The 22,301-nt window shown below is 39.4% G+C and carries 26 protein-coding genes and 1 other RNA gene; 18 read left to right on the forward strand and 9 right to left on the reverse strand.

Annotation, left to right across the window (positions count from 1 at the left end; translation table 11 throughout):
- From R2S57_RS22730 to R2S57_RS22760, 7 genes are all read left to right on the forward strand, one after another.
- Positions 1-1,248, forward strand: a 1,248-nt coding sequence (locus tag R2S57_RS22730; RefSeq protein WP_316847241.1) for a type IV secretory system conjugative DNA transfer family protein, incomplete at its 5' end; no start/stop codon positions are given.
- Positions 1,223-1,771, forward strand: coding sequence for a M23 family metallopeptidase (locus R2S57_RS22735; protein ID WP_316847242.1), 549 nt, complete (start codon positions 1,223-1,225; stop codon positions 1,769-1,771). The genes R2S57_RS22730 and R2S57_RS22735, both read left to right, overlap by 26 nt.
- Before the next feature lie 38 nt (positions 1,772-1,809).
- The gene (locus tag R2S57_RS22740; protein WP_316847243.1) at positions 1,810-2,619 is read left to right on the forward strand and encodes a DUF4099 domain-containing protein; all 810 of its coding nucleotides are present in this window, start codon (positions 1,810-1,812) and stop codon (positions 2,617-2,619) included.
- Complete coding sequence (locus tag R2S57_RS22745; protein WP_316847244.1) at positions 2,620-3,222, forward strand: hypothetical protein; 603 nt, start codon at positions 2,620-2,622, stop codon at positions 3,220-3,222.
- A gap of 59 nt (positions 3,223-3,281) precedes the next feature.
- A complete protein-coding gene (locus R2S57_RS22750; protein WP_316847245.1) occupies positions 3,282-4,076 on the forward strand; it encodes a hypothetical protein in 795 nt (264 codons plus the stop codon).
- 176 nt (positions 4,077-4,252) lie between these two features.
- The gene (locus R2S57_RS22755) at positions 4,253-5,038 is read left to right on the forward strand and encodes a hypothetical protein (protein WP_316847246.1); all 786 of its coding nucleotides are present in this window, start codon (positions 4,253-4,255) and stop codon (positions 5,036-5,038) included.
- Between the two features lie 186 nt (positions 5,039-5,224).
- On the forward strand, positions 5,225-5,401 hold the full coding sequence (locus R2S57_RS22760) for a histone H1 (RefSeq protein ID WP_316847247.1): 177 nt from the start codon (positions 5,225-5,227) through the stop codon (positions 5,399-5,401).
- Positions 5,402-5,519: 118 nt separating this feature from the next.
- Here the strand turns inward: R2S57_RS22760 and R2S57_RS22765 are convergent, their stop codons facing one another.
- On the reverse strand, positions 5,520-5,921 hold the full coding sequence (locus R2S57_RS22765) for a hypothetical protein (RefSeq protein ID WP_316826094.1): 402 nt from the start codon (positions 5,919-5,921) through the stop codon (positions 5,520-5,522).
- Between the two features lie 119 nt (positions 5,922-6,040).
- On the opposite strand from R2S57_RS22765, the gene R2S57_RS22770 reads away from it, so the two are divergent.
- From R2S57_RS22770 to R2S57_RS22810, 9 genes are all read left to right on the forward strand, one after another.
- The gene (locus R2S57_RS22770) at positions 6,041-6,610 is read left to right on the forward strand and encodes a UPF0758 domain-containing protein (RefSeq protein ID WP_316826095.1); all 570 of its coding nucleotides are present in this window, start codon (positions 6,041-6,043) and stop codon (positions 6,608-6,610) included.
- A 396-nt stretch (positions 6,611-7,006) separates the two neighbouring features.
- The gene (locus R2S57_RS22775; protein WP_316847248.1) at positions 7,007-7,426 is read left to right on the forward strand and encodes a single-stranded DNA-binding protein; all 420 of its coding nucleotides are present in this window, start codon (positions 7,007-7,009) and stop codon (positions 7,424-7,426) included.
- Between the two features lie 122 nt (positions 7,427-7,548).
- Complete coding sequence (locus R2S57_RS22780) at positions 7,549-7,767, forward strand: hypothetical protein (protein WP_316847249.1); 219 nt, start codon at positions 7,549-7,551, stop codon at positions 7,765-7,767.
- Positions 7,764-8,315: a PRTRC system protein E gene (locus tag R2S57_RS22785; protein ID WP_316847250.1), complete on the forward strand. Its 552-nt coding sequence runs from the start codon at positions 7,764-7,766 to the stop codon at positions 8,313-8,315. The genes R2S57_RS22780 and R2S57_RS22785 overlap by 4 nt, the downstream gene beginning before the upstream one ends.
- Positions 8,316-8,331: 16 nt before the next feature.
- On the forward strand, positions 8,332-8,550 hold the full coding sequence (locus R2S57_RS22790; protein WP_316847251.1) for a PRTRC system protein C: 219 nt from the start codon (positions 8,332-8,334) through the stop codon (positions 8,548-8,550).
- Positions 8,551-8,781: 231 nt separating this feature from the next.
- Positions 8,782-9,723, forward strand: coding sequence for a hypothetical protein (locus tag R2S57_RS22795; RefSeq protein ID WP_316847252.1), 942 nt, complete (start codon positions 8,782-8,784; stop codon positions 9,721-9,723).
- Positions 9,704-10,417, forward strand: a complete 714-nt coding sequence (locus R2S57_RS22800) for a PRTRC system protein B (RefSeq protein ID WP_316847253.1) — start codon at positions 9,704-9,706, stop codon at positions 10,415-10,417. Before R2S57_RS22795 ends, R2S57_RS22800 begins: the two co-directional genes overlap by 20 nt.
- On the forward strand, positions 10,414-11,202 hold the full coding sequence (locus tag R2S57_RS22805) for a PRTRC system ThiF family protein (protein WP_316847254.1): 789 nt from the start codon (positions 10,414-10,416) through the stop codon (positions 11,200-11,202). Before R2S57_RS22800 ends, R2S57_RS22805 begins: the two co-directional genes overlap by 4 nt.
- 620 nt (positions 11,203-11,822) lie before the next feature.
- Positions 11,823-11,957, forward strand: coding sequence for a hypothetical protein (locus tag R2S57_RS22810; RefSeq protein WP_316826103.1), 135 nt, complete (start codon positions 11,823-11,825; stop codon positions 11,955-11,957).
- Positions 11,958-12,011: 54 nt separating this feature from the next.
- Here the strand turns inward: R2S57_RS22810 and R2S57_RS22815 are convergent, their stop codons facing one another.
- The 8 genes from R2S57_RS22815 to R2S57_RS22850 form a co-directional block, all read right to left on the reverse strand.
- Positions 12,012-12,344, reverse strand: a complete 333-nt coding sequence (locus R2S57_RS22815; protein ID WP_316847255.1) for a hypothetical protein — start codon at positions 12,342-12,344, stop codon at positions 12,012-12,014.
- Positions 12,345-12,349: 5 nt separating this feature from the next.
- Positions 12,350-12,646 (reverse strand): helix-turn-helix domain-containing protein, encoded by a 297-nt coding sequence (locus tag R2S57_RS22820; RefSeq protein ID WP_316847256.1) that lies wholly within the window; start codon positions 12,644-12,646, stop codon positions 12,350-12,352.
- Positions 12,647-12,745: 99 nt separating this feature from the next.
- On the reverse strand, positions 12,746-13,486 hold the full coding sequence (locus tag R2S57_RS22825; RefSeq protein WP_316847257.1) for a hypothetical protein: 741 nt from the start codon (positions 13,484-13,486) through the stop codon (positions 12,746-12,748).
- Between the two features lie 96 nt (positions 13,487-13,582).
- The gene (locus R2S57_RS22830) at positions 13,583-14,128 is read right to left on the reverse strand and encodes an ORF6N domain-containing protein (RefSeq protein WP_316847258.1); all 546 of its coding nucleotides are present in this window, start codon (positions 14,126-14,128) and stop codon (positions 13,583-13,585) included.
- Positions 14,129-15,385 carry a site-specific integrase gene (locus R2S57_RS22835; protein WP_316847259.1) on the reverse strand — a complete coding sequence of 419 codons (1,257 nt, stop codon included), beginning with the start codon at positions 15,383-15,385 and terminating at the stop codon, positions 14,129-14,131. It lies immediately after the preceding gene.
- Between the two features lie 259 nt (positions 15,386-15,644).
- Positions 15,645-16,010, reverse strand: a transfer-messenger RNA (tmRNA) gene (gene ssrA / locus R2S57_RS22840).
- A 141-nt stretch (positions 16,011-16,151) separates the two neighbouring features.
- Positions 16,152-17,351 carry a pyridoxal phosphate-dependent aminotransferase gene (locus tag R2S57_RS22845; protein WP_316847260.1) on the reverse strand — a complete coding sequence of 400 codons (1,200 nt, stop codon included), beginning with the start codon at positions 17,349-17,351 and terminating at the stop codon, positions 16,152-16,154.
- 62 nt (positions 17,352-17,413) lie between these two features.
- A complete protein-coding gene (locus tag R2S57_RS22850) occupies positions 17,414-17,806 on the reverse strand; it encodes a DUF1573 domain-containing protein (protein WP_316847261.1) in 393 nt (130 codons plus the stop codon).
- 172 nt (positions 17,807-17,978) lie between these two features.
- On the opposite strand from R2S57_RS22850, the gene R2S57_RS22855 reads away from it, so the two are divergent.
- Positions 17,979-20,399: a thiamine pyrophosphate-dependent enzyme gene (locus R2S57_RS22855; RefSeq protein WP_316847262.1), complete on the forward strand. Its 2,421-nt coding sequence runs from the start codon at positions 17,979-17,981 to the stop codon at positions 20,397-20,399.
- A gap of 265 nt (positions 20,400-20,664) precedes the next feature.
- Complete coding sequence (locus tag R2S57_RS22860) at positions 20,665-22,290, forward strand: tetratricopeptide repeat protein (RefSeq protein ID WP_316847263.1); 1,626 nt, start codon at positions 20,665-20,667, stop codon at positions 22,288-22,290.
- Positions 22,291-22,301 lie beyond the last annotated feature (11 nt).

Genomic DNA, 22,301 nt, shown 5'->3' on the forward strand with positions numbered 1-22,301 from the left:
CCGGACCTTGGAAAAATTGCTTATTATCACTTTTTGCTCTCGAAGAAAAAAGGATTACTGGAAGGATTTACTTTTCACGTGATCAATCTGAACGAAGTCGAAAAAAGCAGACGGATCAACCCACTCCGTGCCGATTACATCACAACCCTGGCAGATGCTTCCGAAACAGCTGAAGCAACCGTAGAGGCATTGAAAAAAGGGGATAAGGCCAGTGGTAGTGATGCTTTCTTCACTCAGTCTGCAATTAATTTTCTGGCCTCCTGTATTTATTTTTTAAGTAGGTATCAGAGCGGTAAACTTTCAAGCCTGCCGCATGTGATGGCTTTTTTAAACCGGTCCTATGCAGAGATATTTGCCGTACTGTTTACCGATCCTGAACTGGTTTCGCTGCTTTCCCCGTTTAAATCAGCATTTGCGGCAAAGGCATTTGATCAGCTCGAAGGGCAGATCGGCACACTGAAGATATTTATGAGCCGTATGGCGACCAAAGAAAGCTTCTGGGTGTTTTCGGGAGATGATTTTAATTTGAAAATTTCCAGCAAAGAATCACCCGGTATATTGGTGCTGGCGAATGATCCCAATACGCAGAACATCAATTCCGCATGTTATTCCGTAGTGCTTAACCGTTTGACCAGGTTGATCAATTCAAAAGGCAATCTTCCTTCCGCGCTGCTCATTGATGAAGTACCTACACTTTTTGTACACCGTATTGAGAACCTGATTGCCACGGCCAGATCCAATAGGGTTGCTGTTTTGATCGGGCTTCAGGAACTGCCACAGTTTAAACAGCAATATGGTAAAGATACCGCCTCTACGATTATTTCTGTAATCGGAAATGTGCTTTCCGGATCCGCAAGGAACAAGGAAACACTGGACTGGTTGGAACGGATCCTTGGAAAATCCAAACAGTTGGGTGAAAGCCTTTCGATCGACAGGAGCAAGGTTTCGGTCTCATTGAGTGAAAAACTCGAGGTATTGATCCCTGCAGGGAAGATCGCCTCGCTCGGTGCTGGCGAGATGGTAGGGGTAATTGCAGCCGATGCGCAGAGTTCTTACTCTGGTAAATTCGAGACTTCTGCAATCAATTGCAGGATTAACCTGGATGTGGACGAAATTAAAAAAGAAGAAGATGGATATGTCGAGCTGCCTGTTTACTATGATTTTGGGGGCAAAAAAGAAGAAATTCTCCGGAGCAATTTTATGCGCATCACCAGGGAGATCGATGTTATGGTCGCTGGTTTTTCTTAAGGTAATATGCCTTTCTTTTAACCTTGCCCATGCTCAGTCTTTTGACGGACTGAAATTATCGCTTCCACTGCGCAAGTTTCAGGTTAACTCTGGATTTGGTAACAGGACACACCCCGTAACCGGCAGGATGAATGTTTTTCATACTGGCATAGATCTGCGCGCAAGATCAGATACCGTTTTTGCCATCCTGCCCGGGGAAGTAGTCAAGGTCTCAGCTGACCTGATTATCGGAAACTACATCATCATTGCTCATGGTGCCTATAGCAGTATTTATGGACATCTTTCAAAATCCATGGTCGGTATTGGGAGTCTTGTGGCTTCCGGAACTTCAATCGCTATCACGGGGAATACCGGCAGGGTTACAGGGGAACACCTCCACTTTGGAATAAAACACGAGGGGAGATTTGTTGATCCGCTAAAGTGTCTTTATTTCTTCGGTAACCTGTACGGAAATGACCTTTATCTTTTTTTAAATGACCTTTTCTGGGTAAGAAAACCATCCGGGGTAAACTATTCATATTGAACGCGAAACTGAAATTAACCATTAAAACCGAATTTATTATGAACACAACAATATTGAACGAAAAAGATCTGCCCCTTGAGCAGCTCCGGGAGATCGGGCTTGTAAAAGGTGAAGAACTGTTGATCGATCGAAAAGATATTCATGCGCTTTTATCAGGCGGTAGGACCAATCTGATCAAATTACATGATATCTCCCGTAGCGGTATCGAGATCAAAGAGATGGAAGTAAAACTCTCCTTAGTTAGGGGCGTGTCAGGAAAACCTGACTTGTTGGTCCATCCCATATACAAACAGTCTTTGAATCCTTCTTATATTAACCAGGCAGAAGCTGATCAGCTCATTCTGGGCGAGCGTGCAAATATCTTAAAAGAAGTCGACCGGGACGGGGAGAAAAAATCACTGCTGGTCGAATATGATTGGGACACAAAAGAATTTGTGGTGACTGATATGCTTAAGGTGAAAGCGCCGGAAAAGGTGAATGGTATGACTTTGAGCCCATATCAGAAAGAGCGTTACAGTGCCGGAAGACAGATCGAACTGGAAGATGGCACTTTGATACAGGCGAGCAGCACCAGTGCCGAGGGCATCCGCTCAAACAGGCTTGCATTGGTTGTTTCGGTTTTGATGGACGGTGGGATTTCTTATCTGCTGTTGACCGGCCTCAAGGCATTGATCGGTGAAAAAGGCTTGCTGGCACAAAGCAATGAAAAAAACAACGGTTACAAACAGGCATTTAAGGAATATGAGAAACAGCAGATGTCTAAGCTTGGGGATATGATTTCTGATGAGAAGTTTAGTGCTGGCACTGGTCATAGTCGGGGCTATACCCGATCAGGAACATCAAGATAAATGTTTTCTGCTGTTTCTGTTGCCAGGAAAATATGCGGGATCTATGGATTTTCGTTTAGGACCGATATTTCCGGCAGTGTGATATTTGACTATAATGGTGGCCTATCCGAATACTTTGGGAAGGATGGACATTTAATAGCCGTTGCCGGAGATTTCTGGAGCAGTAGTGTTGTCAATCTAAATATTGTAACCCAAGTCTTTATCTGTTCAAGCGCCATGGAAGCCGTTGCTTTTCTGCATTTTAATCCGAGCAGGTTTACCAGACCAGACGAGCTGTTGTTTATTGCCATTGGTCCTGACTATCATTTTCCCGGAGAGATACTTAAACAAACTGGGAAAGTACAGATTAATTTGCTTTTAGGAGGAGATTTGATCGAAAACCTACGGACAATCAAATTCTGTATGGACTATAGGGGGATTGCGGTTCATTTCACCCTCGGGGATGAAATGGTATTTTTCAAATTACCCGGTAATATTTTTTGTATCCCTCAACAGCTCATTTCGCTGCGGCGGTTTTTCTTATTGGTCAAAATACGGCCTTTTTTCAGGCAATATGTCCCGAAATCCAAAATTTCTTTTTTACACGAATTTATGAATCAATGAAAATGGCTGTATCAACAGCTAAATTTTATTTTTTATCAATCAAAATTAATCCATTTATTATGAACGAAAACAATTTGGAGTATCTTCAGAATAATCTGAAATACTTAGGGTTTGGCGAATCGTTGAACCAGAAACTTAAGGAAGCAATCGAAAAACCACTTCTGGAATTCAAGCTTCAGTTGGAAGTGAGTATGGCAGCCCCAAATGCCAAGGATAAGCCCGAACTCGCTGATAGCATGCGCTATGAGCTTGACTTTTCAAAAAGCAAGGATACGGAAATGTATTTTTTCAACAAATACAATGCATCCCTTCAAAAGGCAGGGCAGCCTGATGCGGTTGACCAGACTTTTTACATCAATAAGGGAAAAGGGGTAACTGTTAAAGAAAGTTATAACCTGCTTTCAGGACGGGCGGTGAATAAAGATGTAGTGCTGAAAAGCGGTGAGAAAGCCAATATGTGGCTAAAGCTTGATCTCTCGGAGCGTGACCCGGAAAAGGGCTTTGCAGTTAAAAATTATGGTGAAAACTATGGCTATAACCTGGCTTCTACTGTTGACCGCTTTGTACTCCCTGATATCAATAAGCAGGGTTTTAAAGACCAGTTGATGAAAAGCCTGGAAAGGGGTAACCTGCATGAAATGACTTTTTCAAAGGATGGCAAAGAGATGAAGGGCTTTATTGCTGCAAATCCGCAGTTTAAAACCCTTGATTTTTATGATCTGAACCTTGCTTCGGTTTATAGCAAAGCGGTTGATCTGAAAGAAGTCCCCGTGAAGACCTTGGCCCCGGTAGAAAATAAGGAAGCTGTTGTAGAGGAAACTTCGGTTGAAGCGAAAAACGGCAGGGGAAGATAATTGTGTTTTGTTTGGGGGGTATCCTCTGTTTAACTGGGGACTTCGGTCCCCGGTTTTTATCTGCTTGCCTTTTTAAGTTACTGGTCAACTGGGTAGAAATTAAGAAAATGAAAGGCTGTTTTAGAATGTTAGGCACTATCTTTCATTTTCGATAAAAGGCATTTCATGTGATGATTATGAACGAAAAGAATTTTAGTGATCTGAAACATACTCTGGAATACCTTGGCTTTGGGAGGACTTTAAACGCTTCATTGAGAAATTGTATAGAATTTGAACTGCCACGGTTCCGTATGACCCTGGACTTAAAAATGCCTGTGCCCAATCCGAAAAATCGGCCGGATCATGTAGATGTGGTACAGTATCAGCTTGAAATATCAAAAGAAAGCGGTACCGATAAGTATTCATTTGACAGATATGATATATATCTTCAGCCGGCCATTAAGCCATATGAAATGAGAAATCAGCGGTTTTATATCAAAAAAGGTGAGGGAATAACAGTTAAAGAGAGCTACAATCTACTTTGTGGACGTGCGGTCAATAAGGATGTTGTGCTTAAGAACGGAGAAAAAGCCAACATGTGGTTTAAGCTTGATCTCTCGGAGCGTGATCCAGAAAAAGGCTATGCATTCAAAAAATATGATTATAATCTGGTTTCTACTGTTGAGGGGTTTGTATTCCAGGGTATTGACAGACCGGGATTTAAAGAACAATTGTTGAAAAGCCTGAATAGGGGCAATCTTCATGAGGTGACCTTTTTAAAGGATGGCAAAGAGATTATGGGCTTTATTGCTGCAAATCCTAAGTTCAAAACCCTTGATTTTTATGATCTGAACCTTGTTTCGGTTTACAGCAAAGCAGTTGGCATTAATGAAGCTTCGACTAAGGCATTGATATCCAGTGAACTTAAAGAAGCTGCTATAAAAGACACTTCGGCTGAAAAAAAAACAGGGAGGGGCAGGTAGAATTGCTTTAATTACCGGACAGACTGCTGTCACGGGCACGGAGGCGAAAGCCTCCGTGCTTTTGCATATTTAATATTTTTAGGCTGTTTTTTTAGGGTAATGTGATGTCGTAAAGCTGTTTATGATTTGAATAATTTGGTGGATTGATGTTAATGGATATATTTGCCGTTCAAATTTATTATAAGCATGGAAAAATTCAGTAAAATCAAAGAATTGATAGCTTCTGTTGAAGCTGATGTAGAAAAATTCTACAGCGCAGGAAACGCTGCAGCAGGAACACGTGTACGTAAAGGTATGCAGGATCTTAAAAACCTTGCTCAGGAGATCAGGGCTGAAGTAACAGAAAAGAAAAATACAAAGTAAAAGAAATCTGTTTTGGGAAATAGTAGCAGGGCCGCTGTCCAATTGGGCAGCGGCCCTGCTTTTGCATGTCGTTAGGGATGTTTTTAACAGCAGACTTTAATCACAAATAGTTTAGAGCTCAGATTTCGACCATCTTCTCGTTTTTTACGATCAGTATCTTTCCGTTCTCCAATTCCAGCCAGCCATAATTGAAACAAAATCTGTAAATGCCTTTTGATGTGTTAAGAATCCGCGTATGGTATTCGAAATTGAATCCGCTGTCCCTTAACAGGAAATTGGTAATTATCGTATTCTCCCCCTTTTCTTCAAATTGGTGTTTTAGTATTTTATGGTTGTTTTTAATAATTTCAGAAAGTTTATCATAAAAAACCGGTTCATTCCATTTTTCAGTCTTTAGCTGGTCGCGCCGCGCATGGTTACGGCATTGATCACTGCAGAAGATCTTATCACTCCTCCCTTCAAATGTATTGTTACAGTTGCGGTAGCTACAGGTCCGCTCGTTTTCTTTAGGCTGCTGCATTTTGAATTATCTTCTGTAGTCCCTATCCGTTTTTTATCCGGTCGGATCGGATAAGCCAATATACAACCGAATCCTCAGAATACGATAGATAATTTTGTTCATACCTAAACTTGATGGATATGAACACCAATAATCTCACCTCCGAAAATTTTTCCTCAGGGAAAAGAAATTACTTTCTTGATTTTAAAAGAGCAGCTAACGATAACCGTTATTTGTGCATTACCAGAAGTGATGCGCAGGATGATGGAACCTATAAACGTTCGACAGTTGTCGTCTTTGAACAGGATTTTCATTTTTTGATTTCTGCAATGTCTTCACTGTTCCACTCTGCAAGCTATCTGGGCCAGGACAATTTCAGTGTTGCGGATGTAGCCCGCCTTAAAAGTTCCGCTGATAACAAAGGAATAAGGTCATGGGATATCAATTTAAGGCCACGGGAAAAATTTGTTTCTTCGGGTGCATCCCAAATGAGTGATGCAGAACTGATGGCGATGCTGATCGGTTCTGGCCGGGCTGATGTGAGTGCTGTCGATTTAGCTCAAAAGATCTTAAAAGCAGTTGGGGGTAGGCTTGAGGTGCTGGCAGCGCAGGACCATAAATCGCTTTCCAGGTTTAAAGGTGTAGGGTTGGCAAAGTCCAGTGCTATCCTGGCAGCGCTTGAGCTGGGTAGAAGGATGTGCGCGGTTTAGGGTAAGTGTAGTACTGCAATTGAAAAATCAACGCATTGGAAATATTTGAATATGGTAAAACCCTGTAAATCATTTATATATTTTTTTTTAGGCTGATTTCAATGTTGGTTTTTGGGGGCCTACGTTAATAGTTTTACGGGGCAAGCGTCTTTTTTGCTATAGGCTGTAAAGTTAAACTTTACAATAGAAAACGGTAAAAAAGGCCGTAAATATCGGGCGCTCGGTGCTCTGCGAGCGCATAATGTTTTGGCTGCGCCAAAACACCCTCCGGGACTTATAGCTCTCGTTTCCTATACACCCGTTTTTTCGGACTTTCTTTTTTTTCGTTTTTTCTTTTGGAAAGATTTTTCGGAAAAAAGGAAAGGAAAAAAAAAGTTAAACTTAAAATTTTACAGAATGGAAATTACAGGAAGATTGACCGCTGATGCAGCGGTAAGAACAGTAAGCGGAGAGAGAAAAGTTGTTGGCTTTTCAATTGCTATCAATGACACTTACCGCTCTGGCGGGGAACAGAAAAAGGTGACCACATTTATCGAGTGTTCCTATTGGCTTAATACAGGAATAGCGGAATATCTAAAAAAAGGGGGTTGGGTACAGGTTTATGGCCGAATTGGTATTAACGCCTATCTGAGCGGTTCGGGTGAGCCCAAAGCCTCTTTAACCTTTCATACTAGTGAAATCAAACTCTTGGGAAGTAATCAGAGAGGTGAAAGTGATTACCCTGCTGCTGAAAATACACAGCATGATGCGCCAAATGCAGAAGAAACAGTGCCCGTAAACAAATTCGAGGGCATTGACGGTGATGTGCCATTTTAATTATTAGGCGGTACTTATCCATTTTAGGTTTTCCGCATGGGACACGACCTAAATTATAATATTTCATTTCAACTGAATTAAAACATGGGGAGCGGTTCACCGCTCCCTTAAAAAACCATATCATGAGCATATTAGCCGATACCACAGAAAAAAAAGCCCTTTACGAAATCGCCAAAACATTGCAGTTTTTTGAAAACCTCTATTGTTTACGGATTTCCGCAGGGGATGCCGTGCGCATCCGCCATGCCGAGAACATTATTAAAAGCGTAATCGGGGGCAACGGTTTCGATGCCGTTTTTTCAAAGCAAAGGGGAACACACTTAATTAAACAGAAACCATGAGAACCAACTTTTTTCAGGCTATCCAAAGGCTGCACAGTGCAGGTTCTTGGATCATCAATGTTTCATTTAGCGCAGAAAGCGAACTGCTCGTTTCTGTTCTGCTCAAAAGTAGCGCAGCAGAATCGGGTGGTAACACATTACCACCAATGTTATACCGTGGAACAGCTAAGGAAATTGACGAGGGCTTTTTTGAAAGCCTTTCTGCTCCCGTGGAACAGACCGTTTCTTTTTTTGCAAACCTATCTGCCTACCAAAAAGGATTGGAAGACGCAAAAGCAAAACTGATCTCCAAACCCAAGGAAAAAAGCAGTTCAGTCTCCGATACGAAAAAGATAGGGGACAGTACAATCGCATCCATAGAATCTGCTTCTATCAAAACCAAATTCGAGGATATTGTAAAAGATATTGCTGCGCTGAACAGTTCCTGTAAATATGGGGAGGCTCTCGCGATTCTTCCAAATGTGGAGGATTATCCCGATAAAAAAGCAGAGATCGAAAAACTCCAAAAGGAACTCAATTGGAGAAAAAGCCAAATGACCCTATTGTAAACCAAAAAAAACAGCCATGCTTAAAGCAACCGCATTACCAAGAACATTCGTTTTCAGCGATAAGGGACAGGAGGTAAAACTGTCTGACCCTGCACAAAAATTCAGCCCCGAACAGGTTATGGATTTTTATTCGGGGACTTATCCCATTCTCACTACGGCAAAGATCGAGGGACCCGAAATCAAGGGAGATGCCCTCGAATTTAAATTCATTACCACATTGGGTACAAAAGGCTAACCATGAAAAACATAGCGAAATGCATCAAAACACAACAATACTCGCAAAATTGGAAACTCCACCAAAATTTGGGGAAATTTCTCGAAAGGTTGGACAGACTGTCCGACCTTTCGGAAATAAAAAAGACAAAAAAAGACCTGCACCCCAATCCCTGACAGAAATGGTTTTTTAAGGCATGTTTTCAGCCCCGTAATCAATGGCTATCCTGTCGAGATCAGCAACAGGGCTTGCGTGGAACGGGAATTTTTTAGTTCTGCAGAAAAACTGTGCAGCTTCTACGGGATAGCCCCTGCGAATTTTCCATTATCAGTGTATCCCGAAAATATAGCAAAGTCAATTAAAGATTTAAAGCAGAAGCTTGAGGGAGTAGATAAAAACCTCGAACTCATTGTGGCGCATGATGAAGATCATGCGGCCTGTTTATCGGTAAAGAAGACCTTTGATACAAAAACCACGCTATACTATCTGCCTGTAGAGCCTTTGTATGATCTTTTGCAGGATGACAAAAGAAAAAAAACAGCCGAACTGTTGCTTTCAGTTTTAGCCTACCTCTATCAGATCGGGGGAATCCCTTATCACGGTGAACAGGGCAGCTACCTGTCTTCTGTTTATGATATGATTTATGACTGGTCAAGTGAAGAAGAATGTTTCGACGATGAAAATGAGCAGCAGTATATCCTCGGCCACATCGAACTGATGGGACATCGCAGCAAGTGGCTTCTTGAAAAGCTGAATAAAAAAGTCCACCTGCAAAAGTTTGAAAAACGCCTCAACGGTTTTCGCCCCTGTTCTGAAACCGAACAAGAACTTTTGGCTTTGGCTAAACAGGCATATGCGCTGTATTGTGATTTCCCCAACTTTTCGATCATAGATCGGATTGATACGGGTCTTTTTGACCAAGATGAAAACTATGATTCATGCAGGGTATATGCGGAAAATTACCTGTCTTTTATTTGGAGTTTTACTGATTGCCTGTACGATCAGGTAATGGAAACAGTAAATAATGAGTTACAGGAATACAACGAAATCGATGAGCCGGCAACCATACAGTTTTTTGATACCGTACAGTTATCCCAGGCGCATGACCACACTTTTGAAATTCGGTTTTTTGATTTACTGAACGGGATAACCGATAACCTAAACGATTTTAATCATGAAAAACATAACCGATAAATTCTCCAGAACCTATCTTCCTGCCAAAGCACTTTTGCTCTACCAACAGCAGGGCAGCGATGAATTTTACATCGAAAGCTATGACATAGGAAAAAGCGGAACACCTATAAATGCACACCCGCTTTCTGTTCGTGAGAGCCAGTCGCTTGCCGATGTTCTTAATACGTCCGAAGAAAACAGACAGGGGTTTTTGCAGCCAAATGGACTGCTTAGAGAAGAAGTAATCTATATCAATTCGCAGCGGAACGGTTTTGTGATTTGGTACACGCCTGTGAAGAAAAGACATTTGATTTTTAAATCGGGACTGACCATCCCCGATGGAATGGCTTCAATGCCACCGCTTTTGTGGAAAGCCACTGCATCTTCACTTGAAATATGGGCTTTAAAAGAATCCAAAAGACCCGAAATGTCGACTAATTTATATTATGCACCATTTTTTAATATCTATACCGATGGCAGGGTATGCATGGGGAATGTAGATATAGACATAGATACTGATTGCGACCTAGAGACATTCATTTCAACTTGGGAAAACTATTTTTTTGGCTCGGCATTCAGCCACCTGCTCACAGAGATTTCTCCTGTTAAGGTTAACATTGTTCCCCTTTGGCAAAAACTCATTTCTTCGGGGGAAGATTTTCCAAAGAACATCTTAAAGAAACACCCTAAAACCATCAAAGATCTGCTGTCATGAAAACAAGAGTCCACATCGTTCATCCAAGTTTTTTAAATCCTGCTAACCCCATTTCTGTCAACCTTATTGGCGCAGGTGGTACAGGAAGTCAGATGCTGACGGCCTTGGCAAAAATTAATGCTGCACTCGGGGCTTTCGGCCATGCAGGCTTACAGGTCACTGTTTTTGACGATGATACCGTTGAACGGCCAAACCTGGCAAGACAGCTTTTTACAGAATTTGAAATCGGTATGAACAAAGCTGTTGTCTTAATTAACCGCTACAATTGTTTCTTTGGGACAAACTGGAAAGCTGTGCCAGAGCGTTTTGAATCTTTTTGCAGCGAAGATAATAACAGGTCTGCAAAGCTGACCATTTCCTGCGTGGATACCCTTTCAGCCAGAATAGCAATTGAAAAAACAATTGCCCTGCAAGCCATCAAAGCCAATCATCGGGACAGTTGCCTGTACCTGATGGATTTTGGTAACAGTAAAGATTCGGGACAGGTAGTGCTTTCGACAATCGGAAAGATCAAACAGGCTGAATCCAAAAAAAATACTACCGTTGATTCTCTCCCTTCACTGACAACAGAATATGCCGAATTGCTTGCAAGTTCTGAGCAGGGCGATGATACGCCAAGCTGTTCGCTTGCCGAGGCACTGGATAAACAGGAACTTTTTATAAATCCTGTACTTGCCAATATAGGTGCATCTTTGCTGTGGACAATGTTCCGTGACGGTATAATCCAATACAGGGGATTCTTTTTGAACCTTGGGGATTTCCGCACGCAGCCTATTGTAGTGTAGCAATCCGCCGAAATCGTTTGGCGGGCTTCGGCCGCCAATTTTTTTTACCTGCTCTTCTCCTGACTCCCAGCCTCCACAAAGAAAAGCAGGTAGATTAAGGATTGCAAAAAAAAATCCGAAGCTCGTATTCAGGTTTTTGCAGAATCTCTCAGGAATCGGAAATTTTAGCTGATGGATTTTAATGTCGGAAAAAAAATGCAAATTTTCCATCGCGGTTTTTTTATGCGGCTAATAGTGATCAAAAGTTGTCTAGTACACATTTGCACATAACTGCTTGTAAATCGACTAATTAAATATATAGAAATGTTAAAAAATGTTAAAATAAATTAGGAAGTGACAATTAATTTTCTCAACTTTATTGTAATTAAGTATCTAAATTTCTAAAACGCCTTAATCAAAGCACCCCATTTTCGGAACTTTGATTTTCCTCCACTCGGAGAAGATAAATATTAAGTAAAGTGTTCATGTATTGATATCAGCTAAGCGGTGTAGACTGCTGTTGGATTAGTTTATCCAATTAATAGCGCTCTCTATTACGAGTATCCACTTGTGGGTATTTAAGGATTTGGTGAAGGACGAGGAATAATTAACTAAATAACTAATAAATAATTTAGAATTGTATGGATGTACAAGATGCTGGATGGATTATAGCTGGATTGCTACCTTTTGCTACGCTGGCATATAAGTATTTAATGAGAAATCACCCGAAGGAAGTGAAGAAAAATGGTGATGAAGAACATATAACTTATCGATAAGAATTACAAAAACCTTAATATGTAAAAATATTAAGGTTTTTTTATACTAAAACATTAGAAGTTAAAATCCATTATGAAAAGTTTTTTGGATTTTCCTTCGAAGTTTTTATGCCAATAAATGGTGCTCCCAAAAACCGGATGATAAGAAGGGAAATAATTAATGTACTCAAACTCATGAAGCTGTTTAATGCATTTATGATAAGTCCTGGTAGAACAAATTTTGCAGATCGCCATTAATTCGCGACGGCTTATATTAAATGGGTATTGAAAACCGTTACGTTCCCAACAAAGTGCAATCGCTGTAAAAAGGCCGAAATGAATTGTCGTAATTCTTTGGTCATCACAGATTGCCCTGAATAAACTGGCCAATATCTTGTTTTTTGCCATAATGGTTAAGGTTGGAGTGATGGCTTTTTTTTGTTCAGATCTTTATATTTTCGGTCCAATAAATTTTCTACTGTTACGGTAAGATAGTAATAAATACTTCCGATTTTTGAGAATGGTAATATCCCATTGATCCTGAGGTTTTGAAGGGTGCCCTGGGATATACCCAATAGTTTTCTTACCTCATTTCCCTTGAGGTATTTTTTTTCAACCGGTTTTTCAATGCTAATGATTTTTCTGATTTCAATCAGCAGCTCTCTCCCAAAATTATCTAAATCCACTTTTGTTATGATTTCCAAATTCATACTTTCTTCTCCTAGATCATTATTATTTTTTTTACGGTAAACATAGGAGCTGGCGGTAAAAAAAAAATGCCCAAAGTTTAAATTTGGGCATTTTTCGGTTTAAGTTTTTGAAATAATCTCAAAGATTTTATCCTTGGGTGATATTTCGGTATATTTTATTGAAGATTCGGGAGAAAAATAATTCTGGGCGGTTGCCATTGGAATGTCCTTGTCCCCGTGCACAAAGTACTTTGAGATCAGTTTATACCAGGAACTATATCCCTGAAACGTTAGGATTTTTGATCCGCTGGGGTGCTGCAATGATTGAAACTGGCGTAGAATATCCATAAAAGTCGCAAGACTTCCCTTTGTAATGCTTATTTTTTCACTAGGTTCAAACTGTTGAAACTGCTTGATCTGGGCTTCCAATTCAATAATCCTTAATTTTAATTCTTCATTTTCTGAATGTTTTTCCCCAAGTATCCTATCGATGGCCAGTGAATTGCTCCATTTAAGGTTCTTTAAAATAGATTTTTTAAAAGCGGAAAGTGAAGCCAGGTATTCCAGGTGTATCGGGTGTTTTTTGGAAAACGGATCTATCCTTTGGTAGTAATTGATTCTAACCGATAGGATTTCAAATACTGAGTTGTAAAAAAACTTTTCCTGGTCGGGATGCTTTCCAATAAAATGTGTGAGATGAAAATTATAAAACTCATCGTACGAACTTTCTGGAAGGCTATACATCTTCAGCAGAAAAAAATTATCTGCTGAACCCTCATCTCTGAAAACCGGTCTTCCAATCTCAAGCGGATTTGGGGAAAAGTCAAATCTTCCCCGGAATTTAAAAAGGTCCTTTCTCATATGAGTAATGTTATGTGTAACTGTTTAATAAATTTAAACAAAAATGGACCCAATACAGAATTTTTGCAATCTCAGCCCATTTTAGTTTATTGAATGCTATATAAAATCCGGTTTGAAACCAATTCTTTTTCTTGGCTCTTTTTCGTTTTCCCTTGATATGATGAGTTCATCCAGATAATTGAAGACGATCTCGAGATTTTTATCATGGTCATTCAGCCTGTTTTTGATTCTTTCCACGTCAGACCTCAATGAGTTTGATTCAACCAAGGCAGCTCGGATCTTTGTGAAAGTCCGTATAATCTCAATGTTTACCAGAATTGCTCTTTCACTGCTCAATACGCTTGAAAGCATTGCAACGCCCTGCTCTGTAAAGGCCATAATCCCATATTTTGAATACTTTCCATGTCCTAAGGTGCCAAATTGGCTCCTTAGGATTTTCTGTTCCTCATCACTGAGTTCAAACATAAAATCCGCTGGGAATCTGAGCAGGTTTCTTTTTACCTGCCGTTTTAACTGTTTGGTCTCGACCTGGTAAAGATCTGATAGATCACTGTCCAGCATTACTTTTTGATCTCTTATATGATAAATTTTGCCTGTCACCATTGCTTCGGTAATAGACGGGTTAATTTCTTTTGTTTCCATTTACTTTGTTATTGTGTAATTATATTTTGTTGAATTCTGAATTGGTTTAAATTCAGCGATCTTTTGTTTAAGGATGGCCATGTCATTATCCACTTTTCTGTCCATTACTTTTGCATAATGCTGCGTTGTCTTAAGATCCTTGTGCCCCAGCATCTTACTGACAGTTTCAATAGGTACATCGTTCAATAGAGTAATAGTTGTTGCAAAAGTATGTCTGGCAAGATGGTAGGTTAGCGGAATATTAAAAGCACACAGATCGGCAATTTCCTTTAAATACGAATTCATTTTTTGGTTCGAGCTCACCGGAAACATTTTATCTGAATCACAGCAAATAGGATGGTCAGCATACTTATCCATAATTAGTACGGCGTTTGGCAGAAGTGGAATTCTTGTTGGTGTACCTGTTTTTTGGCGGTTGGATATTATCCACCGGTCACCGTTATTTCCTACTATAACCTCAGATTTTTTTAACTGATATATATCAATATAGGCCAGTCCGGTATAACAGCTAAATAGAAAGATGTCCTTCACCCTTGCAAGTCGTTCATTACTAATATATTTTTGTTCGAGGACTTTAACCTCTTGTTCATTCAGGCAAATACGATCTATTACCTTGACTGTAGCTTTAAAATTCGCAAACGGATCTTTAATGATCCATCCATGTGCCAAGCATATTTTAATAATTTTTTTGAGATTTTTAATATACTTGACGGCTGAATTGTTGGCGCATTTTCTTACAGTTCTAAGAAAAAAATCATAATCGGTTAAAAAGGTGTGATTGATTTTTTTAATGTCAATATCTGTAGTGTTATATTTTTCTTTAAGAAACTGTCTAATATGGCGGAGGGCTGTCTGATATCTTAATAATGTCATCTTTGAAAACTCACTTCCAACTAAAGCCTTCATTCTATCATTATGGTCTTCAAAAACCTCCGTCAATTTTCTAACCTTATAGCTTCTGCCCAAGAGTTCATCCATCAGATTGAGTGCCGTAGCATCTTCATCCGCCATCATAAGTTTTCTCTGGGCATCGTGGACTTTTAGCTCAAGTTGCTTTAAAAAAGGGTTGATACTTTTTGCTGCTGACGAGCTTTTTCTGACTTTTCCATTGTCCCAGTCAATGTCTAAACACTGTTTTCCCGTGGCAACTTCTGCTCTTTTTTTCTCAACAGTGATCCGAATGTAGATCGATGAGGTGTCTTTTTGGTCTGTTTTTCCTTTCTTCAGAAAGAAAATTAAACTGAAATTTCTTTTCATAATTGTAATCTTAAAAGTGTTTTAAACTTAAGATTGCAGTCAAAAAAAGTCAAGATGTGTACGTGGTAAACTAGTTGATAGTCAATTAGTTAATATCAAATTCGGTGCGTCCGAAACTTTCGTAGTCTGACGCACCGAATGACGCACCTCGCATATGCGTTATTTGGTCAAAAAAGCCATTATTTCCCAAAAAACAAAAGCCTGCAAATCGTTGATTTGCAGGCTTTTAGTGTTTTTTGGTGATTTTTGTTACTGATTCCAGTGGAGCCGAAGGGAGTCGAACCCTTGTCCAGTTGTGAGATAAATTATACCTTCTACATGCTTATTTTTCAATTGATTTTCGGGAAATAAACGGGCTGAAAACCGACCTTATTTAAATCCTTAGATACTTTATCTCACTTTAAGTCGTATCTCCTTAAAGCCAGCTTTGTTGTTTCGATGCCCCGGATTCTAACCCAACAATGCAGCAGTTAGAGGGACAAAAGCTAGTTAGTTCTAAACTAAGCAGCTAAGGCGTAAGTATTTTCGCCAACTAAAATGTGATCGTTCACTTTAAGTGCTCTCCGAACAACGCACTGCATGCTAACATAACCTTCGCCACCCCGTCAAATCCAAGAACGGCCCCAATTTCAGTTTGCAGTTTTAAGTAATCAGTTTGCAAACCGTATTGCAAATGTACAAAAAAAATGGTTAACTGGTTAATTGTTTAAATCGGTTAACTGTTCATATTATTCCATCAATTAACCAATTTAAACAGTTTTAACAATTAACCTACTCTGCCCGGATATTGTTGCAGGGCTACTTCCAAACAGTCCATCGCGGCATTTAAATCATCGGTATTTAATACGTATGCCATACGCACTTCATTTTTACCCGACCCGGGGGTAGAGTAGAAGCCGGTAGCAGGCGCCATCATTACCGTTTGGTTATCATGACTAAATTCTTCTAAAATCCACTGACAGAATTGATCCGCATCATCAATAGGGAATTTTGCTACGACGTAAAATGCACCACCTGGGTTAGGGCAGAAAACGCCATCAATATTATTTAACCGGCCAACCAAAGTATCGCGGCGTAAGGTATATTCCGTATTTACTTTTTCGAAATAGCTATCTGGTGTATCTACAGCAGCAGCTCCGGCAATCTGTTCTACCATGCCGGGGCTTAATCTTGCCTGCGCAAACTTTAATCCCGAGGCTATAACTTCTTTGTTTTTGGTAATTAAACAACCTAAACGTGCACCACAAGCGCTATAACGTTTAGAAACCGTATCCATAATCACCACATTTTCGTCTAATCCATCTAAATGCATCGGCGAAATAAATTCCCTTCCATCGTAACAGAATTCGCGGTAAGCTTCATCTGAGAATAGAAACAGGTCGTATTTAACGCAAAGCGTTTTTAAAGCTTCTAATTCTTCTCTTGAATATAAATAACCTGTCGGGTTATTTGGGTTACAGATAATAATAGCTTTGGTTTTTTCGGTAATCAGTTTTTCAAACTCTGCAATTGGAGGTAGCGCAAAACCATTTTCGATGTACGAAAGGATCGGTTTCACCACCACGTTGCTCATGCAGGCAAAACCGTTATAGTTGGCATAAAAAGGCTCTGGAATGATGATTTCATCACCTTCGTTTACACAGGTCTGCATGGCAATGGTAATGGCTTCTGAGCCACCAACAGTTACCAGTATATTTTCGGGCGTAATGTTGTAACCCAGTTTATTGTAGTATTCGGTAAGTTTTAAACGATAAGCAAGTGTACCTTCCGACGGTGTATAGGCCCAAACATTAAAATCAATGTTTTTAATGGCGTTCAACATTCCTTCAGGTGTTTCTATATCAGGTTGGCCAATATTTAAGTGGTAAACCTTTTTACCCTCTTTTTTAGCTTGATCTGCAAATGGAGTTAATTTTCTGATCGGCGATGCAGGCATCTGCACACCTTTTTGTGAAATTTTTGGCATGGCACAAAAATAAAAAAGTCCCGATGAAAATCGGGACTTTTTAAATATTATCGGTTAAAAAATTATTTTGATGCTGCTGCAACCGTTTCGCCTTTAATATAAAGCACTTTAATCGGTGTTTTAGCATTTGAAGTAATGGTTACCGCTTTAGAAAAAGTAGATGGACCAGCAGCAGCGTTAAACGTTACTGAAATTACACCAGTTTCGCCTTTTTTTAATGGCGTAGAAGTGTATTTAGGTACTGTACATCCGCAACTTGCTTCAGCTTTAGTAATAATTAATGGCTGTTCACCAACGTTGGTGTATTTGAAATCGTAAGTTACTGGTTTGTTTAAAACAATTTTACCGAAATCATGCGTTTCAGTTTCAAATTTAAATTCAGCAGGTTTAGCCTGTGCATTTGCAGCAATACCAAAACCTAATACAAAAGCGAATAATACTAAGATCTTTTTCATGTTATGTGGTTGTAATTTATTTTTTTAAATTCTAAAACAAATTTAATGTTTTCATATTAAAACAAAAACTATTCCAATTATTATTTTACAATTCGATATATAATTTTACAATCGAGGATAAAGGCAAACTTTTAATTTTGTATATATTTGCCACAACCAATCTTTGATTACTATGCCGAATGAAAAATTGATGACCAACGCTACTGATGCTTCCGAACTGAGTTTTGACGATTTTAAATCAATTGTTATAAGCGACTACAAAATAGCCTATGAGAGTAGGCAGGCCAGTGTTTTAGGCCGTAGGGAAGTATTAACAGGCAAGGCTAAATTTGGTATTTTTGGCGATGGTAAAGAGGTTCCGCAGGTGGCCATGGCCAAAGCTTTTAAAAATGGAGACTGGCGTTCGGGCTACTACCGCGATCAAACTTTTGCCTTTGCAACGGGCATTTCGACTATAAAAGAATTTTTTGCCCAGCTTTACGCAAATCCTACTGATGGAGCAGATCCATTCTCTGGAGGAAGACAAATGAACTGTCACTTTGCTACAAAATCAGTGAATGAAGATGGCAGCTGGAACGATTTAACGCAGATAAAGAACTGTTCTTCAGATATTTCGCCAACAGGCGGCCAGATGGCTCGTTTGGTTGGTTTGGCATATGCCTCTAAATTGTTCAGGGAAAATAGAGAACTCGATTATTTAAAACATTTTTCTGTTAATGGAAACGAGGTGGCCTTCGGTACTATTGGCAATGCCTCAACATCAGAAGGTGTATTTTTTGAAGCCATTAATGCTGCCGGTGTTTTACAGATCCCAATGGCCATTTCCATTTGGGATGATGCTTACGGAATTTCGGTTCCGGCAAAATATCAAACTACAAAAGAGGACATTTCGGAAGTTTTAAAAGGTTTTCAGCGTGAGCCTGAACAACCAGGATATGAAATTTATAAAGTAAAAGGCTGGGATTATCCTGCTTTGTGCGAAGTATACGAAAAAGCAATAAATGTTTGTAGAGCCGAGCATGTGCCGGTTTTAATTCATGTAACGGAACTTACTCAACCTCAGGGACATTCTACATCAGGTTCACACGAGCGATATAAGTCTAAGGAACGTTTAACCTGGGAAAGCGAACATGATTGTATCTTGAAAATGCGCGAGTGGATGCTCGACTCGGCTGTAGCTACGGAAGAAGAAATTGCGGAAATTGAAAAAGCGGCAAAAATACTTGTCCGTAATGCGCAAAAAGAAGCCTGGAATGAGTTTTTAGACAGCATTAAGCCAGAACATAAACAAGTAGTAGATCTTATCAGCGGAGTGGCTAAACATCAGCCTGAGCTGGCTAAAATTGCTGCTAATTTGGCTTCAATTGCCGATGCGCAACGTAGGGAGGTTTTTGTTGCCGCACGTAAAGCTATCCGATTGTCGGCCAATCACCCTTCAGCAGAGCGCGATGAACTGTTAAAATGGTATAAAGATCAGGGTGCACTTAATTACGATAGGTACAATTCTAAACTGCATACCGATGGTAAAGAAAGTCCTGCTAATATTACTATAGTAGACCCCATCTACGATGATCTTTCCAAAATGGTTGATGGAAGGGAAGTGCTCAATGCCTGTTTTAACGAAAACTTTGCCCGCGACCAGCGTTTGGTAGCCTTTGGCGAAGATTTAGGTAATATTGGTGATGTAAATCAGGGTTTTGCGGGTTTGCAGGCTAAATATGGTGAATTGAGGATTACCGATACAGGCATAAGAGAAATGACCATTATGGGACAGGGTATTGGCCTGGCCATGCGTGGTTTAAAACCTATTGCAGAAATACAATACCTCGATTATTTAATATTTGCTTTAAATGTATTGAGCGATGATTTAGCTTCACTTTCTTATCGTACGAAAGGGATTCAAAAAGCACCGGTTATTATACGTACACGTGGTCACCGGTTGGAAGGAATCTGGCATTCGGGCTCACCAATTAGTATGTTATTGGGCTCTTTAAGAGGTTTACACCTGTGTGTACCTAGAAATATGACGCAGGCAGCAGGAATCTATAATACCCTTTTTAGGGCCGACGAACCTGCAGTGGTAATCGAATGTTTAAATGGTTACCGTTTAAAAGAAAAGTTGCCCAGCAATGTTGGTGAATTTACTATTGCCTTAGGTAAAGCCGAAGTTTTAGAAGAAGGAAGCGACATTACGGTGGTTTCTTATGGTTCTTCGTTAAGAATCGTTCAGGAAGCAGCAGAAGAACTGTTACTTCTGGGTATTTCAGTCGAAATTATTGACCCTCAGACGCTTTTACCTTTCGATATTGACCATGTTTGTGTAAACTCGCTTTCCAAAACCAATAAATTACTGGTGGTAGATGAGGATGTTCCTGGAGGGGCGTCAGCCTATATCTTACAAAAGATTTTGGAAGAGCAAAAAGGTTATTTCCATTTGGACGGGCAACCGAAAACATTATCGGCTAAAGCACACCGACCACCATTTGGTTCGGATGGCGATTATTTTAGTAAACCTTCTGTAGACGATGTGATTGAAACGATTTACCAGATGATGCACGATGCTAATCCGACAAAATACCCTGCATTCTTTTAATTTAAAATAATGAGATTCATTTAAACCTAACTGTTGGTTTAAAATGAATGAGATGGTGGCATGCTCAAGTAATGTAAAAAAATGTTTTTTTATCAATGTGGTAAAAATTCGGTTACTTAGTAATTGAATTTTTATATACTTTTATAAACCAAATAAAATTTTTTATTTCAGCATGTTTTATATCATCCCAATTGTGAAACACTGTAATTTTCAAGGTTCTTTGTACATATTTTCCAATAAAAAAAATGTTTAATTTTATTGGAAAATGAAGCGATACCTTATTGATAAACAGGTAAGTACCTTTTTCGTATTTTTTAAAACAGGTATCACGTTTTTGATGGTTTTGTTTTCTTATAGCCTCTGTTTTGCACAACTTGCGGCACCACAAAAAAAACTGGATAGCCTTTTAAGTTTAAATCAAAAGAACTTAAAATCGGATTCGACCAAGATCAAAATATTGACAGAAGTTTACCGTCAATATATGAGGATGCGAAACATAGATAAAGCGGAGGAATATTTAGATCAGACCATCCGGCTTTCGCATGAAAAAAACCTTAAAAAATTCTCTTCAATGGCCTATTACCGAAGGGCCGTGATGTACCATGGAAGGTCTAATTACCAAAAGGCTGAAGAAAACTATTTGATAGCAGTTTCCGAATTTTCAGCAATTGGTAATCTGGATATGGAAGCAGGTACTTACCTCAATCTGGGGGCATTGTACAGCAGTATTCCTGATTATGTAAAATCCTTAGAAGTGAACCAAAAAGCCATCGCTATATATGAGAGATTAGGGAATGAAATCGATATGGCCAGTTGTTATACCAATATTTCTACCATTTATCAAAGTTTGGGTAACCAAAGCCAGGCCCTTGTTTATATGAAAATGGCCTTAAAGGTATTTGCTAAAGAAGGAGAAATAAGCAGGGGAGTAGCGGTGGTTTACGAGTTGATTGGCACAAATTATTTTCAGGCATCCGATCGCGAACTGATGGAAATGAATGTTTTACCCAACCAGAAGATTAAACTGGCTTTAGAATATTACAATAAATCACTTAAGGTAGCTGAAACTATAGGTGATATGGGCATTGTAGCCACAGTGAAACGCGATCTGGGCGATCTGTATAGTGCTATAGGACAAAAAGATGCCGCATTAAAATCTTATCAAAGATCAGTCGAATTAAGTAAATCAGGTGATGATCAAGAGGCCTATGCTTCAAGCTTATTTGCCTTGGGTAATTTTTATCAGAAAGAAAACGATTTTACAAACGCCATTATTTTGCTCGGCAATAGTTTAAAAATTGGTGAGGAAAACAGGTTTTTAGATATTGAAAAGCAAGCTGCTTTGGGTTTAAGTACAGTTTACGAAAAACAAAAAGAGTATAATAAATCGTTAGTTTATTATAGGCAGTATATTGATGTTCGAGATCGGATTTTTGACCAGGAAAAGGAAAAAGAGATTACCCGCCGACAAATGCAGTTAGATTTTGGTGTAAAGGAAAGAAATTATTTACTGAAGCAAAAACTTACCGAAGGAGAGTTAAAAAGACAACAACAGGAACTTACTTTAAAAAGGCAGCAACTGGCCTTAAGTGATAAGGAAAAAGCACTGGATCTGTTAACTTTTCAGAAAGCAAAGGCTGATCTTGATATTCAGCGCTTGGCACAGGATGGTAAATTTGCCAGTGCTAAATTTCAGGCACAGATTGCGGCAAGCATAAAAGACAAACAGATCAGTAAGCAGGAGCAACAGATTCAATTTGATGAACGTGTAAAAATATTCCTCTCTATCGCTGCCACTTTAATTTTAATTATTGCTGTTGTGATATTTTTAAATCAAAGAAAAACAACAAGGCTGAATAAAATTATCAATAATCAGAAAGCTGAATTATAGCAGTTAAGTAA

The sequence above is a fragment of the Pedobacter psychrodurus genome (genome assembly GCF_032678585.1).
In the GTDB taxonomy this organism is placed as follows: domain Bacteria; phylum Bacteroidota; class Bacteroidia; order Sphingobacteriales; family Sphingobacteriaceae; genus Pedobacter; species Pedobacter psychrodurus_A.